General features: G+C 70.8%; 13 protein-coding genes. 4 read left to right on the top strand and 9 right to left on the bottom strand.

Annotation, left to right across the window (positions count from 1 at the left end; genetic code table 11):
* Positions 1–138: 138 nt before the first annotated feature.
* Entirely contained in the window at positions 139–528 is a 390-nt protein-coding gene (rplL, locus tag ACFQ7C_RS06990; protein WP_159842404.1) for a 50S ribosomal protein L7/L12, read from the bottom strand.
* A gap of 42 nt (positions 529–570) precedes the next feature.
* The gene (gene rplJ, locus ACFQ7C_RS06985) at positions 571–1,086 is read right to left on the bottom strand and encodes a 50S ribosomal protein L10 (RefSeq protein ID WP_109211493.1); all 516 of its coding nucleotides are present in this window, start codon (positions 1,084–1,086) and stop codon (positions 571–573) included.
* A 401-nt stretch (positions 1,087–1,487) separates the two neighbouring features.
* Between rplJ and ACFQ7C_RS06980 the strand changes: the two genes are divergently transcribed.
* The 3 genes from ACFQ7C_RS06980 to ACFQ7C_RS06970 all read left to right on the top strand — a co-directional run bounded on the left by ACFQ7C_RS06980 (position 1,488) and on the right by ACFQ7C_RS06970 (position 4,962).
* Positions 1,488–3,113, top strand: coding sequence for a M28 family peptidase (locus tag ACFQ7C_RS06980; protein ID WP_378898781.1), 1,626 nt, complete (start codon positions 1,488–1,490; stop codon positions 3,111–3,113).
* A 170-nt stretch (positions 3,114–3,283) separates the two neighbouring features.
* Complete coding sequence (fdhA, locus tag ACFQ7C_RS06975) at positions 3,284–4,504, top strand: formaldehyde dehydrogenase, glutathione-independent (RefSeq protein ID WP_378898780.1); 1,221 nt, start codon at positions 3,284–3,286, stop codon at positions 4,502–4,504.
* 53 nt (positions 4,505–4,557) lie between these two features.
* A complete protein-coding gene (locus ACFQ7C_RS06970) occupies positions 4,558–4,962 on the top strand; it encodes a heme-binding protein (protein ID WP_378898779.1) in 405 nt (134 codons plus the stop codon).
* A 96-nt stretch (positions 4,963–5,058) separates the two neighbouring features.
* On the opposite strand, the gene ACFQ7C_RS06965 is transcribed toward ACFQ7C_RS06970, so the two are convergent.
* The 3 genes from ACFQ7C_RS06965 to ACFQ7C_RS06955 form a co-directional block, all read right to left on the bottom strand.
* Positions 5,059–5,694, bottom strand: coding sequence for a 4a-hydroxytetrahydrobiopterin dehydratase (locus ACFQ7C_RS06965; protein WP_378898778.1), 636 nt, complete (start codon positions 5,692–5,694; stop codon positions 5,059–5,061).
* A gap of 70 nt (positions 5,695–5,764) precedes the next feature.
* Positions 5,765–7,150 carry an FAD-binding oxidoreductase gene (locus ACFQ7C_RS06960; protein WP_378898777.1) on the bottom strand — a complete coding sequence of 462 codons (1,386 nt, stop codon included), beginning with the start codon at positions 7,148–7,150 and terminating at the stop codon, positions 5,765–5,767.
* Between the two features lie 139 nt (positions 7,151–7,289).
* Positions 7,290–8,882 (bottom strand): HD domain-containing phosphohydrolase, encoded by a 1,593-nt coding sequence (locus tag ACFQ7C_RS06955; RefSeq protein ID WP_378898776.1) that lies wholly within the window; start codon positions 8,880–8,882, stop codon positions 7,290–7,292.
* 90 nt (positions 8,883–8,972) lie between these two features.
* Here ACFQ7C_RS06955 and ACFQ7C_RS06950 point away from each other — a divergent pair, with 90 nt between their 5' ends.
* Positions 8,973–9,680, top strand: a complete 708-nt coding sequence (locus ACFQ7C_RS06950; RefSeq protein ID WP_378898775.1) for a YqaJ viral recombinase family protein — start codon at positions 8,973–8,975, stop codon at positions 9,678–9,680.
* A 26-nt stretch (positions 9,681–9,706) separates the two neighbouring features.
* Here the strand turns inward: ACFQ7C_RS06950 and ACFQ7C_RS06945 are convergent, their stop codons facing one another.
* The 4 genes from ACFQ7C_RS06945 to ACFQ7C_RS06930 form a co-directional block, all read right to left on the bottom strand.
* On the bottom strand, positions 9,707–10,210 hold the full coding sequence (locus ACFQ7C_RS06945) for a 2'-5' RNA ligase family protein (protein WP_378898774.1): 504 nt from the start codon (positions 10,208–10,210) through the stop codon (positions 9,707–9,709).
* Between the two features lie 161 nt (positions 10,211–10,371).
* A complete protein-coding gene (locus tag ACFQ7C_RS06940) occupies positions 10,372–12,279 on the bottom strand; it encodes a dipeptide ABC transporter ATP-binding protein (RefSeq protein ID WP_378898773.1) in 1,908 nt (635 codons plus the stop codon).
* Positions 12,276–13,139: an ABC transporter permease gene (locus tag ACFQ7C_RS06935; protein ID WP_378898772.1), complete on the bottom strand. Its 864-nt coding sequence runs from the start codon at positions 13,137–13,139 to the stop codon at positions 12,276–12,278. Before ACFQ7C_RS06935 ends, ACFQ7C_RS06940 begins: the two co-directional genes overlap by 4 nt.
* Complete coding sequence (locus ACFQ7C_RS06930) at positions 13,136–14,092, bottom strand: ABC transporter permease (protein WP_378898771.1); 957 nt, start codon at positions 14,090–14,092, stop codon at positions 13,136–13,138. Before ACFQ7C_RS06930 ends, ACFQ7C_RS06935 begins: the two co-directional genes overlap by 4 nt.
* Positions 14,093–14,140: the final 48 nt, after the last annotated feature.

Below are 14,140 nucleotides of genomic sequence, written 5' to 3'. Positions count from 1 at the left end.
CTGGGCCGACGAGGCTAGAAAGGGATTTCGCAGAATACGCAGTCTCAGCCCTAACCTGAGCCCACCGCGGGCACGACGAAGGCCCCGGATGCGCAGCATCCGGGGCCTTCGTTGAATCGCTGCAGAAGCAGCGCGGGATTACTTGAGGGTAACCGTCGCGCCGGCCTCTTCGAGAGCGGCCTTCGCCTTGTCGGCGGTCTCCTTGTTGGCGCCCTCGAGGACGGCCTTCGGAGCACCGTCGACGACGGCCTTCGCCTCACCGAGGCCGAGCGAGGTGAGCTCGCGGACGACCTTGATGACCTGGATCTTCTTGTCGCCGGCGGCCTCGAGGACGACGTCGAACGAGTCCTTCTCCTCGACCTCGTCGGCGGGGGCACCACCGGCGGGAGCGCCGGCAGCAGCCACGGCCACGGGGGCGGCAGCGGTGACGTCGAAGGTCTCCTCGAACGCCTTGACGAACTCGCTGAGCTCGATGAGCGTGAGCTCCTTGAACGCGTCGAGCAGCTCCTCAGTGCTGAGCTTTGCCATGATGTTTCTCCTTGATTGTGGTTTCTACGCCGAGGCCCGATATCAGGCCGCGGACTCCTGCTTCTCGCGCAGCGCGTCGACCGTGCGGACGGCCTTCGACGGAAGCGCATTGAAGACGTATGCCGCCTTGGTCATCGAGGCCTTCATCGCACCGGCGAGCTTCGCCAGCAGGACTTCACGGCTCTCGAGGTCGGCGAGCTTGTTGACCTCGTCAGCGCTCAGGGGGTTTCCGTCGAAGAAACCGCCCTTGATCACGAGAAGAGGGTGTGCCTTGGCGAAGGCACGGAGACCCTTCGCGACGGAGACCGGGTCACCGTGCACGAACGCGATGGCCGACGGACCCTTGAGGTCGTCGTCCAGCGACGTGATCCCCGCGTTGTTCGCGGCGATCTTGGTCAGCGTGTTCTTCACCACGGCGTATTCCGCGTCCTGACGGATGCTGTTGCGCAGCTCCTTGAGCTGGGCAACCGTCAGACCGCGGTACTCGGTCAGCAGAACGGCGGTCGAGTCCTCGAAGTTCTTCGTGAGCTCGGCGACCGATGCTTCCTTCTGCGCCATGGCCACTCCTTGTGTGAATGAGACGCTCCGCGGTGGCGGGGCGCCGGCCGAAGGCATCCGCTCATCTGCTCGTCGCGGCAACAAAAAAGCTCCGGCGCAAGCGCACGGAGCGGGATTCCTGAATCAGGAGAATCGTTCGTGACACCTGCGCGGGCCCCTGCGTTGCAGAGCTTCGATCTCCATGCGTTCGCACGCACGTCGATGACCGGCGGTCTTCGGCTTCATCAAGGGTAAGGGATGCTGCGCCCTCCGCCAAATCGAGCCGGAAAGCGTCTGCTCGGCGATGTGCGAAGAACGCCGCTCCGATTCTCACACTTTCTTCACTTCCCACAGCGCGAGGCTTTGCATATGCTCCCTCGCGACGGGTGTCAACGGTGACGCCCGCGTTGGAGGGGAAGACGATGTACCCATCTAGAGCACTTTCCAAGCGCGCCCGGACGGCGGTGATCGCGACGACGGCGGTCGCCGCCCTGGCGCTGGTTCCCGCAGGCGGCGCTTTCGCAGCTCCTACCCAGGCATGCGAGACGCGCACGAACAACACGTACGAGAAACTCCTCTCGTGCGTGACCGTCGACGGGGTCCTCGAGCACGAACGCGCGCTCCAGGCCATCGCCGACGCCAACGACGACACCCGCGCGGCCGGCACCGCGGGCTATACCGCGAGCGTCGAGTACGTGGTCGACACGCTCGAAGCCGCCGGCTGGAACGTGGAGCTCGACGAGTTCCCGTTCACGTTCGTGCCGCCGCCCCTTCTCGAGCAGCTGGCCCCCGTCGCCGCCGAGTACGAGTCCGGCACGTTCACCGGAACCGGATACGGCGAGGTCACGGGCAACGTGATCCCGGTCGACATCGTCCTCACCCCGCCGCGGGACCCGGTCACGAGCGCGTGCGAACCGGCTGACTTCGCGGGTCTCGACTTCACGGGGCCGAACGACATCGCCCTGATCCAGCGCGGAACGTGCGAGTTCGGCGTCAAGGCGATCAACGCGCAGAACGCGGGCGCCGAGGCCGTCATCATCTTCAACCAGGGCAACACACCGCTGCGCGAGGGGCTCGTGACGGGCACCCTGTTCGGCGTCAACCAGACGCCGCTCAGCATCCCGGTGGTGGGCGCGAGCTTCGCGGACGGCGCCGCACTGGCCCAGGCAGGGTCGACGGCGCACATCGTCGTGGACGAGCCCGAATCGCGTCCGCAGGTCAACGTGATCGCTGAGCTGCCCGGAGCGAACGACACGAACGTCGTGATGGCCGGTGCACACCTCGACTCCGTGCTGGCGGGCCCCGGCATCAACGACAACGGCAGCGGCTCGTCCGCGCTGCTCGAGATCGCTCAGCAGATCTCCAAGCTCAAGCCTCAGAACACCGTCCGCTTCGCCTGGTGGGGTGCCGAGGAGAGCGGACTGCTCGGCTCGCACGCATGGGTGGACGAGCAGGTGGCGGAAGGCACCCTCGACGAGGTCGCGCTGTACCTGAACTTCGACATGGTGGCGTCCCCGAACTACATCTTCATGGTGTACGACGGTGACGAGTCCGGGTGGGATGCGCCCGCCGGCGTGCCGATCCCCGATGGCTCCATCGCGATCGAGGACCTGTTCGAGAGCTACTACACATGGGCCGGTGTGCCGTACGACGACGCGCAGTTCAGCGGCCGCAGCGACTACCAGGGCTTCATCCAGGAAGGCATCCCGGCGGGCGGTCTCTTCACCGGCGCCGAGGTGGTCAAGACGCCGCAGCAGGCGGCCATCTGGGGCGGTCAGGCGGGCCAGCAGTACGACCCGTGCTACCACCTCGCGTGCGACGACATCGACAACCTCGCGCTGGATGCGCTCGACGTCAACTCCGACGCGATCGCGGCGGCCGTGATGACGTACGCGTACTCCACGGAGACGGTGAACGGCGTGGTCGGCAAGAAGGTGCCCGGGAACTTCACGTTCCCGGCTCCGGCGGGCCCCGAAGGCACCGTCAACCTTCCCGGTGGCGGGGGCCTCGCTCCCGACCACGACCACGCGCACGGCGACGTCGACTGAGTCGATGAGCTGAGCGGGGCGGGGGTGCCGGTTTCGGCGCCCCCGCCCTTCCGCTGTGGCCGCGACGGCGAACCCATTGCGCCCATCCGCGGGGAGGACGATGCTCGAACCCGAGCCCCCGCACGACGAAGTCGCACGGCCACGCCTGCCGAGGGGCGGAGAGGACGACGATGTCTGCAAACAGGGCGGTGGCCTACAAAGGCCCGGGTGAGGTCGAGGTCGTCGACACCGACTACCCCGAGTTCGAGCTCAAGGACGGACCGGGGGTGAACCCGGCGAACGTCGGCAGGAAGGTGCCGCACGGCGCGATCCTCCGCACCGTGAGCACGAACATCTGCGGCTCCGATCAGCACATGGTGCGCGGGCGCACCACCGCTCCCGCCGGGCTCGTGCTCGGCCACGAGATCACCGGCGAAGTCGTCGAGGTCGGTCCCGACGTCGAGTTCATCGACGTGGGCGACATCGTCTCGGTGCCGTTCAACATCGCCTGCGGACGCTGCCGCAACTGCAAGGAGGGCAAGACCGGCATCTGCCTCAACGTCAACCCCGACCGCCCCGGCTCCGCCTACGGATACGTCGACATGGGCGGGTGGGTCGGCGGGCAGGCCGAGTACGTCCTGGTCCCCTACGCCGACTGGAACCTGCTGAAGTTCCCCGACCGCGACCAGGCGCTCGAGAAGATCCTCGACCTGACGATGCTGTCCGACATCTTCCCCACCGGCTTCCACGGCGCCTACACCGCCGGCGTGCGGCCGGGGTCCACCGTCTACATCGCCGGTGCCGGGCCGGTGGGTCTCGCGGCGGCCGTCGGCGCGCAGCTGCTCGGCGCGGCCGTCGTCATCGTGGGCGACCTCAACGCCGACCGCCTCGCCCGCGCCCGTTCGTTCGGCTGCGAGACCGTCGACGTGTCGAAGGGCGACCCGAAGGACCAGATCGAGCAGATCCTCGGTGTCCCCGAGGTCGACTCCGCGGTCGACGCCGTCGGCTTCGAGGCGAGGGGACACGGCGCGGATGCCTCGCACGAGGCCCCTGCGACGGTGCTCAACTCGCTGATGGATCTGACCGCCGCGGGCGGCGCGCTCGGCATCCCCGGCCTCTACGTGACCGGCGACCCGGGCGGCATCGACGAGGCCGCGAAGGTCGGCTCGCTCTCGCTGCGCCTCGGCCTCGGCTGGGCGAAGTCGCTGTCGTTCACCACCGGCCAGTGCCCCGTGATGCGTTACAACCGGCAGCTCATGATGGCGATCCTGCACGACAAGGTCGCGATCGCCGACGCCGTCGGCGCCACCCCGATCGGCCTCGAAGACGCCCCGCAGGGCTATGCCGACTTCGACCAGGGAGCGGCGAAGAAGTACGTGCTCAACCCCAACGGGTACATCAAGACCGCTTGACAGACACGGATGCCTCGGCCCGAGGCATCCGTTCCCGCAGGAAAGGAACCCCCATGTCCGTCACCCTCGCAGACGCCCGTCGCGTGATCGAGGCCGCCGAGAAGCGCGCCGACGAGATCGGCCAGCCCATGAACATCGCCGTCGTCGACGCCGGCGGAAACCTCGTCGCGCACGTGCGCCAGGACGGCGCCTGGATCGGCAGCATAGAGATCTCGATCAGCAAGGCCTGGACGTCCAAGGCGTTCGACATCTCGACGAAGGACCTCGGCGACAACTCGCAGCCGACGCAGCAGTTCTTCGGCATCCACACCACCAACGCGCACGGCCGCGGCGTCGCGATCTTCGCCGGGGGCGTGCCGCTCACCCGCGACGGGAAAGTCGTCGGCGCGGTCGGCGTCAGCGGGGGCTCGGGCGAGCAGGACCAGACCGTCGCGGAGGCCGGCGCCGCGGCCTTCTGACGCCGGCCGGATCGTTCGGGTGTCGCGACACGCGGCGTGCCTGCGGCGATCCCGCGTGTTGCGCCACCCGAGCCGGTGGCCCGTGGCCCGGGTGGCTTAAGACCGCCAGGGGCAGAGGTCGACCTTGTGGCCGTCCGCGTCGGCGAGCGTCCACCACTCCGGCGCATGCGAGTCGTCGGCGATCACGCCGCCTGCGGCGAGCGCCGCCTCGAGGCGTTTCTCGATGACGTCGCGCGGCCCGTTGACGTCGAGGTGCGACCGGCCGCGCAGCGGCTGGTCGACGGGTTGGAACCAGATCAGCGGGCCACGGCCGTCGGGGTCGATGAGCACGCCGTCCCGCACCTCGGAGAAGCCCGTCGCCGCCTTCCAGAACGGCACGACCGCGCCGGGGTCAGGCGTGGCGAGGGCGAGCATCACATCGAGCATTCGTCCGGTCTCGGCGGGGATGTCGAGCTCGCGCGCGGCTTCGGAGATCCGGGCCGCGAGCTCGGCGTCCTTCGCCGTCAGCCCGCCGGCCGAGTGGGTGAGGAGCCGCACGCGCACGGTGGTGTAGCGCACGTCGACATCGGGATGGTGGTCGGCGGCCTCCGCCAGTTCCGCGATCGCGGCGAACAGCTGGGCCCCGGTCGCGAACGTCCCGGTGCGGAAGAGCGCGAACGCGCCCGTCACGCGCGGATGCCAGTCCTCGACACCCGGGAACGCGCGGAACTCGTCTCTCGTGATGGTGTCCATGCCCCCGAGGATGCCACCGTGGCCGCCGACCGCAACCCCCCTTGCGCAGCAGGGGAAGACGACCCCGCCGTCAGGGCTGCCGCGCCGCCTCGTCGAACAGCCCGTCCGGATCGTACGCGCGGCGGATCCGGTCGACGCGCCGGGCGTTGCGGCCGAGGACGCGATCGCGCACACCGTCCTCACCGAAGCCCGCGAAGTTCAGGTAGACGCCGCGCGACACGGGCTCGAGAGCGCTCCACAGGCCCCGGACCCACCCGATGCAGGCCTCGTCCAGCGCGGGATCCGTCCAGATGCCGTCGATGCTCACGTTGAAGCGGGCACCGCGGTGCGCGTAGGCCGTACCGTCGGGGCCGACCCGGTCGATCGCCCCGCCGAGGGTGCGGACGATGACGGCGCACCTCGCGTCGGGACGACGGCTCGCGTGCTCGGCCAGCGTCGCGATCGTCGCGGGATCGATGTCGTCGACGAAATGCGACTTCCAGTAGTAGCGCGCACCAGCGGGCAAGGTGGGGTCGTACGCGCTCTGCGTCTCCACCCACGTGCTCGTGCCGCTGAGATCGAGGAGCGGATCACCCAGCCGTGAGAAGGACTCGAGCACCGGTGTCGCGTCGTCGGGATCGCCGATGAACGTGCCGAACGCGAGCGCCACCGATCTCCCCACGAACTCCTCCGGCAGGCCGGCGAACGGCGGCAGCGACCACAGGGCGAACTCCGGCGCCACCGACTCGGGCGCAGCGAGCGCCACCTCACGCCACGCGGCGAAGACGGATGCTGCGTCCTCTGCCTCGAACGCGAATCCGGCGGTCGCGACATCGGGGCCGACGGGGTGCAGCGCGAACGTGAACTCCGTCACCACCCCCACGCCGCGCCCCGCACCACGCAGAGTCCAGAACAGATCGGGGTTCTCGATCGCACTCGCTGTGCGGACGACCCCGTCCGCGGTGACCACCTCCATCGAGACCACGTTGTCGCACGCGAGCCCGAACGCGCGCTGCAGCAGCCCGAGACCGCCGCCCAGCGTGAGGCCCGCGACGCCCGTCTCCGACACCTCGCCGCCCGGGGTGGCGAGTCCGTGCACCTGGGTCGCGGCATCCACGTCTTGCCAGAGCGCTCCTCCCTGCACGCGCGCCAGGCGCGCCACAGGGTCGACCCGCACTCCGCGCATGCGCGAGAGGTCGATCACGAGGCCGTCGTCGCACACGGCGCTGCCGGCGACCTGATGACCGCCGCCGCGGATCGAGACCGGCGGGCGATGGCGGGCGGCGGCCTCGACGCACGCGACGACATCGTCCGTGTCGACGCATCGGACGATGAGCGACGGATGCCGGTCGACCAGCCCGTTCCATACGGCCCTGGCGCGGTCGTACTCCGCGTGGTCGCGCCCGATCACCTCGCCGCGGACCCGGGCACGCAGCTCGCTCTCCAGAGTGGAGCGCTGGGCGGTCGTGGTGTCCATGATCGCCTCTCCCTCCCGCCACCGCGTGGTGGCGTTGCCAGGCTAGGTGTGAGGACGCGCCCGGTTCATGGGGGGAACGCCCCATCTTTCCCGGGGCGTGCGGGCGCAGCATCCGCCGCTCCGTCACTCCGTCGCTCCGTCACTCCGTCCCGTGCGCGGTCACGGCCTCGTCCAACAGAGAGTGCCTGGCCGCGAACAGCGCGACCATCGCGCGGTTGCGCGCGCCGGTCTTGGTGTAGATGTGCTCGAGGTGATTGCCGATCGTCTTGGGCGACACGTGGAGCTCCCGCGCCATCTCGGCGTTCGAGCGCCCGCGTGCCGCGAGCCGCAGCACGTCCACCTCGCGCTCGGTGAGCCCGGCCGGCCAGGCGCGCCGGCGCGAGCGACGGTGGCCCGCCGCGGCGAGCACCGCCTCGACGGCGTCGGCGTCGAGGCGCCCTTCGCGCACGTCGGCGCGCAGCACCGCCGGCAGCTCCGAGACGGGGACCGCAGGACGATGGGGCCGCTTCACGGACCGGGAGCTGTACGAGTCCGCCGCGGCGAGGAGCCGGCCCTCGGGTGAGATGCCGGAGCCGCTGAGACGGCGCGGGTATCCGGAGCCGTCGAGTCGCTCGTGGTGCTGGCCGGCCAGTCGCCCGAGTGCGTGCAGCGACGGGAACGGGTCGAGGATCACCTCGGTGAGGTAGGGGTGCAGCCGGACCTGCTCGGTCTGGGCGGGCGTCAGCGCGACGCGCGAGTCCCACACGGCGGTGGGCACACCGAGCCTGCCGATGTCGTGGAGGAGCGCCGCCCTCCGCACCCGCGTACGCCCCGCCTGATCGAATCCGAAGCCCTCGGCCGCGGCATCCGCGATGGCCGCCGTCGCCGACTGATGCCCGAGTCCCGACGGCGACTTGAGATCGACGTAGTCGGCGAGCACGACGAGCGCGTCGTCGAGCCGTGCCGACGCCAGGGCGTCGTCGAGCGGCGGGCACAGCCGCAGTGTCCGCGCCCACACGTCGGCGCTCCCGACGTCAGCGAGGACCTCGTCGGCGTCGTCGCAGAACGCGTCGACGAGGTCCGGGTCGAGCTCGGTGCCTCGACGAGCGCGCAGCACGGCGACAGCGGCATCCGTCCCGCCCGTCTGGGCGATCGCCAGCGCGATGTCGCCGAGGGCGGCCGCGCGTGCCGAGAACGTGGTCTCGGAGCCGCGACGCCCGTCGGGCTCGCCGCCGCCGTCCCACCGCTCGAACACCTGGTCGGCGCCGAAGCGGTGCTCCGGGAGGATGCCGAGGCCCTCCGCCACCATCGCGGCGGCCGCGCGATGATTGCCGAACATCTCGTCGGTCTCCCGCTGCCCGTCGAGCCGGAACGCGGCGAGTGTGCGCCGGCGCTGCGGCCACGGCTGCCCCGCCCCGATGCTGCGCACCATGAAGGCCAGGGCGGCGGCCTCGTCGCCGAGGTCGACGACGCGGATGTCGGCCTTCACGCGGTGATCGTCTCCGAACCAGCGAGCCTGCTCATACGAATCCACATGGCAGCCCACCCACGCGAGCATCGACGTGTGGAACACCTCGCGCCGCTCCTCGGCGTCGAGACCGAAGCGCTCTGCGAGGCGCAGCGCGATGTAGGTCTGGCCGGCGATGTGCCCGATCGGCTGTCCCATGCACAGGTCGATCCCTCGCGACAGCGCCGCGAGGAGCTCGTGCCGGTGAACCGCCTCGCCCGTCCCGGCATCCTCGGCGGGGACCATGGGGCGATTGTCCCACCGGAGGCACCCTCTCATCACGGCCGCGGTGCGTCGCAGGCGGCGGATGTCGGGTCGACGGCGTAGCCTCGAGGAGTGAACCCCGAGCACGCCGTCGCACGCCCTTCCGGGCTGGCGGCGCAGGCACCGGAGGTCGCCGCCCGCATCGTCGCGGACTCGCGCGACCGCGTGGCCTGGGTGCGCGCCCGCTCGAGGGGCATCACCGCGACGGACGTCGCCACCCTCACCTCCGACAAGGCGATCACCCGCGCGGCCGACGCGAAGCTGCTCGGCTCGGGCTTCTCGGGCAATGCGTACACCGCGCACGGACGCGCGCGCGAGCCCGAGATCGCGGCCTGGGTGGCAGCGACGCACGGTATCGAGCCGTCGTCGGCCCTCTTCCACGCCGTCGTCGAGAAGCGGCACCTCGCGACCCCCGACGGCATCGCCGTCGACGCGGTGGGGCGCATCACGCTCGCCGAGATCAAGACCACGAACAAGGCCTGGCGCAGCATCCCCAGGTCGTACCTGCGCCAGGTGTGGTGGCAGCAGCACGTGCTGGGCGCCGAGCGCACGCTGGTCGCCTGGGAGCAGCACGACGGCTTCGTGCCCGTCGGCGACGAGCCGCGCTGCGCGTGGGTCGATCGCGACGACGCCGAGATCGCGAAGCTCGTGCGCCTCGCGACCGCCCTCATCGACGAGCTCTACCTGCGGACCATGCGCGCACGCCAGCAGCCGCAGCGGATGCCGCAGCCCCCGGCCGCACCGCGCGAGCCGTTCCGCGCGCTCGCGCTTGCGGACTGACCCGAGTCCATTGCCCGGGCCGCGAGTCACCGGATCGTCGTGACGCGCCGGGCCTCGGAATCCCATACCCGCGCGCCCGTCGCCTGCCCGCTGACGTGCGGTGCCTTGATCAGACGCATCGCCGTCGCCAGTCGCACCGCGGTGAGTCCCCGCGCGAGGGTGATGTGCGGCGTCCAGTGGTCGATTCCCGTGGTCGAGTAACGCGGCTCAGGCCTTCCGGCCAGCTCGGCCACGACGTGGTGGACCTCCATCAGGGCTGAGGTCATGACGACCTGGCGCGTGAGCACGTACCGGTCCCGGTGGCCGAGGAGCAGCACTCCTCCCAGCTCGAGGGGAATGGGAAGCATCTCGGCGATGCCGGCGAAGGCCGTCGGCTCGAGATGCTCCCGCACCGCGAGCGTGACGTGCGGCCGGTTGCTCGGCGCCGGGTTTCGTCCCGAGCTCGGCAGGTCGCCTCCCAAGAGCCGGTCCCAGTCGTCCCGCACGACGTGGTCGATCTCCGCATCCGGGAGCAGTTCGACGCTGAACACGGGTCCATCTTTGCGCGCGAGGGCCCGGCCCGCAGTGCTCTCGTGCCGCAGGGGCGCGACTGCGCCCCTGCGGCACCCTCCGAAAAGCTCGATGAACTTCCGACTCACACGACCCCAGGGCGGGTCGCGCGGGCCCGCGCACGGGCGACCCAGTCCACGCGCTACCGCGCCTGTCCGGCAGCCTCGACCTTCGCCGTCTCCACCGCCGCGGCCTCCGACTCGCCGGCGTCCGCACGCGCGTCGGGCCTGCTGCCGTCGACACCTGCAGCCTCGACACCGGCGGCCTCGACCTCGGCGCCCGCTGCCTCCGCGTCCCACCCGGGCTTCGGCACCGAGTCGATGAGCAGCCGCGTGTACTCGTGCTGCGGAGAGGCGAGCAGTTCCGCCGTGCGACCGCGCTCGACGATCTCGCCGCGACGCATCACGACGGTCTCGTCGCACACACGTCTGACGACCGCGAGGTCGTGGCTGATGAAGAGCACCGTGAGCCCGCGCTCGCGCCTGATGCGGTCGACGAGGTCGAGCACCTGCGCCTGCACCGAGACATCGAGCGCGCTCGTCGCCTCGTCCATCACGAGCACGTCCGGTTCGATCGCGAGGGCACGGGCGATCGCGACGCGCTGCCGCTGACCGCCCGAGAGCGTCCGCGGCCGCGCAGCGGCGTGCTTCTCGCCCAGCCCCACCTGGGCGAGCAGGTCGAGCACCCGCGATCGAGCCTCTGCCGTGCTCAGTCGGGTGTGCAGCCTCAGGGCGTCTTCGATCGCCCGCCCCGCGGCGATGCGCGGGTCGAGCGACAGGTAGGGGTCCTGGAACACCATCTGCACGCTCCGCGCGTGGGCGAGCCGCTCGCGCCTGTTGCGAGGAACCGCCGTGCGCTCGCGGCCATCGATGCGGATGTCGCCGGTGTCGGCGGCTTCGAGCCCCACGATCATGCGCGCGAGCGTCGACTTGCCCGAGCCCGACTCCCCCACCACGCCCAGCGCGCCGCCGCGGGCAACCGCGACCGACGCGTCGATCACCGCGCGCACCGGCTCCTTGCCGCGGCGCACGTAGGTCTTCGACACCCCGGTCGCCTCGAGCATCGGCGATGCGGGCTCGGCCGTGGCCGCAGCATCCGTCCCCCGCTCATCGCGCACGGAATCGGAGGTCGTGGGTGACACGCCGGTGGACGGATGCTGCGCCCCGGCGTGTTCCGCAGAACCTCCGATTCTGTGACCCGCGGTCGCGCCAGGCGCGGCGCCGAGGAGCGTCGGGGTCGCCGCCACGAGGCGTTGGGTGTACTCGGCGCGCGGGTCGCGCAGCACGTCGTGCGCGCGGCCCTGCTCGACGACCTGTCCGCCGCGCATGACGTAGACGCGGTCGCACAGTGATGCGGCGAGGTTGAGGTCGTGCGTGATGAAGAGCATGCCCATGCCGCGGCTCGCGCGCTGCTCGGTGAGCACCCTGATGATCTCGGCCTGGGTGGTCACGTCGAGGGCCGTCGTCGGCTCGTCGCACACGAGGAGCTTCGGCGACGTCGTCAGGGCTCCCGCGATCATGACCCGCTGCAGCATGCCGCCCGAGAACTCGTGCGGGTACTGGCGCAGGTGATCCTCGGGGCGCGGGAGGCGCACCGCCTGGAGCAGCTCGACGGCGCGCGTGCGCGCAGCATCCGTCGACCATCCCTCCGCGAGGCGCAGCGCCTCGGTGAGGTGGTCGCCGATCGTGCGCATCGGGTTGATGCCCGCCCGCGGGTCCTGGAAGATCATCGCCGCGCCGCGGCGACGCAGCTGCCGAAGCTCGGACGCGGGAGCCGACAGCACCCCCGCCCCGTCGAGCACGACGTCCCCGGCGACGACCGCCCCGTCGGGGACGAGCCCCAGCACAGTGCGCGCGGTCAGCGACTTGCCCGACCCCGACTCGCCGACGAGGCCGACGGTCTCCCCCGCGGAGACCGTCAGCGAGATGCCGTGCAGCAGGCGTGTGCCTCGGATGTCGAGCGTCAGGTCGCGGATGTCGAGCAGTGTCGTGCCCGGTCGTGCGGACGTCGCCCCCGCGGCCGGATCGACGATGATCTCGGGCGCACTCATGCCGGGATCTCCCCACCGATGCGGTCGGAGAGCTCTTCTCCGATGATGTTGACGGCCACGACGACCACGACCACGGCGACCGCCGGCACGATCGCGGGCAGGATGTGCCCTCCGATGAGCCCGGCCTGCGCCTCGTTGATCATCGCGCCCCAGTCCGCAGTGGGAGGCTGCACGCCGAGACCGAGGAACGACAGCGCCGCGAGCTCGGCGAGCACGTAGCCGAAGTTGAGCGTCGACTGCGCCCCGACGATCGGCGTGACGTTCGGCAGCACGCGTCGCAGCGCGATCCACGCGCCGCCGAAGCCCTGCACGCGATACGCCGCGACGTACGGCCGGGTGCGCTCGGCAGCGATGAGCGAGCGGGTGAGCCGCGCGACGAAGGGGGCGTACGCGATGCTCATCGCGATGACCGGGGCGACCAGGCCCTTTCCGAACAGCGCGACCGCCATGATCGCGATGAGCAGCGATGGGAAGGCGAACAGCACGTCGAACAGGCGACCGAGAACGGAGTCGACCCAGCCGCCGCGCCAGCCGGCGACCAGACCGAGGAGGATGCCGAGCACGGTCGACGCGATCACCACGAGCAGCGGCCCCAGCAGGGCCGTGCGCGCGCCGTAGACGAGGCGGCTCAGCGTGTCGCGGCCGAGGCCGTCTGTGCCCAGCCAGTGCGCAGGGCTCGGCGGCGCGTTCACCGCAGCGAAGTCGACGGCGTCGGGGTTGTACGGCGCGAGGAACGGCGCGAAGATCGCGGCCAGCGTCATCGCGGCGAGGACGCCCAGCGCGATCGCGAAGGTGAGGCTGGTGCGGGGCAGCCGCGGTGCGCGGAGCACCTTGACGGCGAGGGTGGGCGTTGCGGTCATCGGGCACCGGCTCCGGCAGCGGATCGAGGATCGATCCAGGGTTCGAGGACGTCGATGACGGCGTTCACGAGCACGAACGCGGTCACGACGAGGAGGACGATCGCCTGAACGACCGGGAAGTCGAGCCGGTCGACCGACTGCACGAGGAGCGACCCCATACCGGCGAGGCCGAAGGCCGCCTCGACGATGGAGCTCGCCACGAGAAGTCCGGCCACCAGCATCCCGCTCACCGTCAGGATCGGCCCGACGGCGTTGCGGAACACATGACGGCGGATCACCGTGCCGCGCGTGATGCCGCGGCTGATCGCGACCTCGACGTGCTCGCGGTCGAGCTGGTCGATCATCGACGAACGCGTCACCTTGCCCACCAGCACGACGAACACGATCGCGAGGGCGATCGACGGAAGCACGAGGTGGTAGACCGTGTCCCAGAAGCCCTCTCCCGACCCGAACGACGGGAACCAGCCGAGCTGCACCGCGAAGACCGCGATGAGCACGATCGACCCGACGAACGACGGGACGGCGCCGAGCACCGTCAGCCCGATGAGGATCGAGCGGTCTGCGAGGCGGCCTCGGTGGAGTGCGGCGATCGCGCCGGCGAAGACGCCGACGACCGCGATCATCGTTCCCGCCATGACGACGAGCCCGAGGGTGACCGGCAGCCGCTCCCCGAGCACCACGGTGACGTCCTGCCGATACTGCAGCGACCGCCCGAGGTCGCCCCGCAGAAGCCCCGCCACCCAGTTCAGGTACTGCTGCCAGGGCGGCAGGTCGAGGCCGTACTGCGCGGTGATCTGCGCGACCGCCTCGGCGCTGGGCTTTCGGCCCCGCAACAGGAAGGCGACGGGGTCGCCCGGCACCAGGAAGCGCGAGAAGAACACGAGCACCGATGCCAGGAACAGCGTCAGCAGCAGCCCGCCGAGCTTGCCGGCGATCCGGCGGACGGCGATCATCGCTCCCCCGCCTCTCCGTCAGGGCGACGCACCCCGAGGGGGTGCCCG

Source organism: Microbacterium sp. NPDC056569, from assembly GCF_042793475.1.
In the GTDB taxonomy this organism is placed as follows: domain Bacteria; phylum Actinomycetota; class Actinomycetes; order Actinomycetales; family Microbacteriaceae; genus Microbacterium.
This window is presented reverse-complemented; position numbering and strand designations above follow the sequence as displayed.

Bases quoted from the DNA above. Each gene is read 5' to 3' on its own strand.
- rplL (WP_159842404.1), bottom strand. From the start codon at position 528: ATGGCAAAGCTCAGCACTGAGGAGCTGCTCGACGCGTTCAAGGAGCTC.
- rplJ (WP_109211493.1), bottom strand. From the start codon at position 1,086: ATGGCGCAGAAGGAAGCATCGGTCGCCGAGCTCACGAAGAACTTCGAG.
- ACFQ7C_RS06980 (WP_378898781.1), top strand. From the start codon at position 1,488: ATGTACCCATCTAGAGCACTTTCCAAGCGCGCCCGGACGGCGGTGATC.
- fdhA (WP_378898780.1), top strand. From the start codon at position 3,284: ATGTCTGCAAACAGGGCGGTGGCCTACAAAGGCCCGGGTGAGGTCGAG.
- ACFQ7C_RS06970 (WP_378898779.1), top strand. From the start codon at position 4,558: ATGTCCGTCACCCTCGCAGACGCCCGTCGCGTGATCGAGGCCGCCGAG.
- ACFQ7C_RS06965 (WP_378898778.1), bottom strand. From the start codon at position 5,694: ATGGACACCATCACGAGAGACGAGTTCCGCGCGTTCCCGGGTGTCGAG.
- ACFQ7C_RS06960 (WP_378898777.1), bottom strand. From the start codon at position 7,150: ATGGACACCACGACCGCCCAGCGCTCCACTCTGGAGAGCGAGCTGCGT.
- ACFQ7C_RS06955 (WP_378898776.1), bottom strand. From the start codon at position 8,882: ATGGTCCCCGCCGAGGATGCCGGGACGGGCGAGGCGGTTCACCGGCAC.
- ACFQ7C_RS06940 (WP_378898773.1), bottom strand. From the start codon at position 12,279: ATGAGTGCGCCCGAGATCATCGTCGATCCGGCCGCGGGGGCGACGTCC.
- ACFQ7C_RS06935 (WP_378898772.1), bottom strand. From the start codon at position 13,139: ATGACCGCAACGCCCACCCTCGCCGTCAAGGTGCTCCGCGCACCGCGG.
- ACFQ7C_RS06930 (WP_378898771.1), bottom strand. From the start codon at position 14,092: ATGATCGCCGTCCGCCGGATCGCCGGCAAGCTCGGCGGGCTGCTGCTG.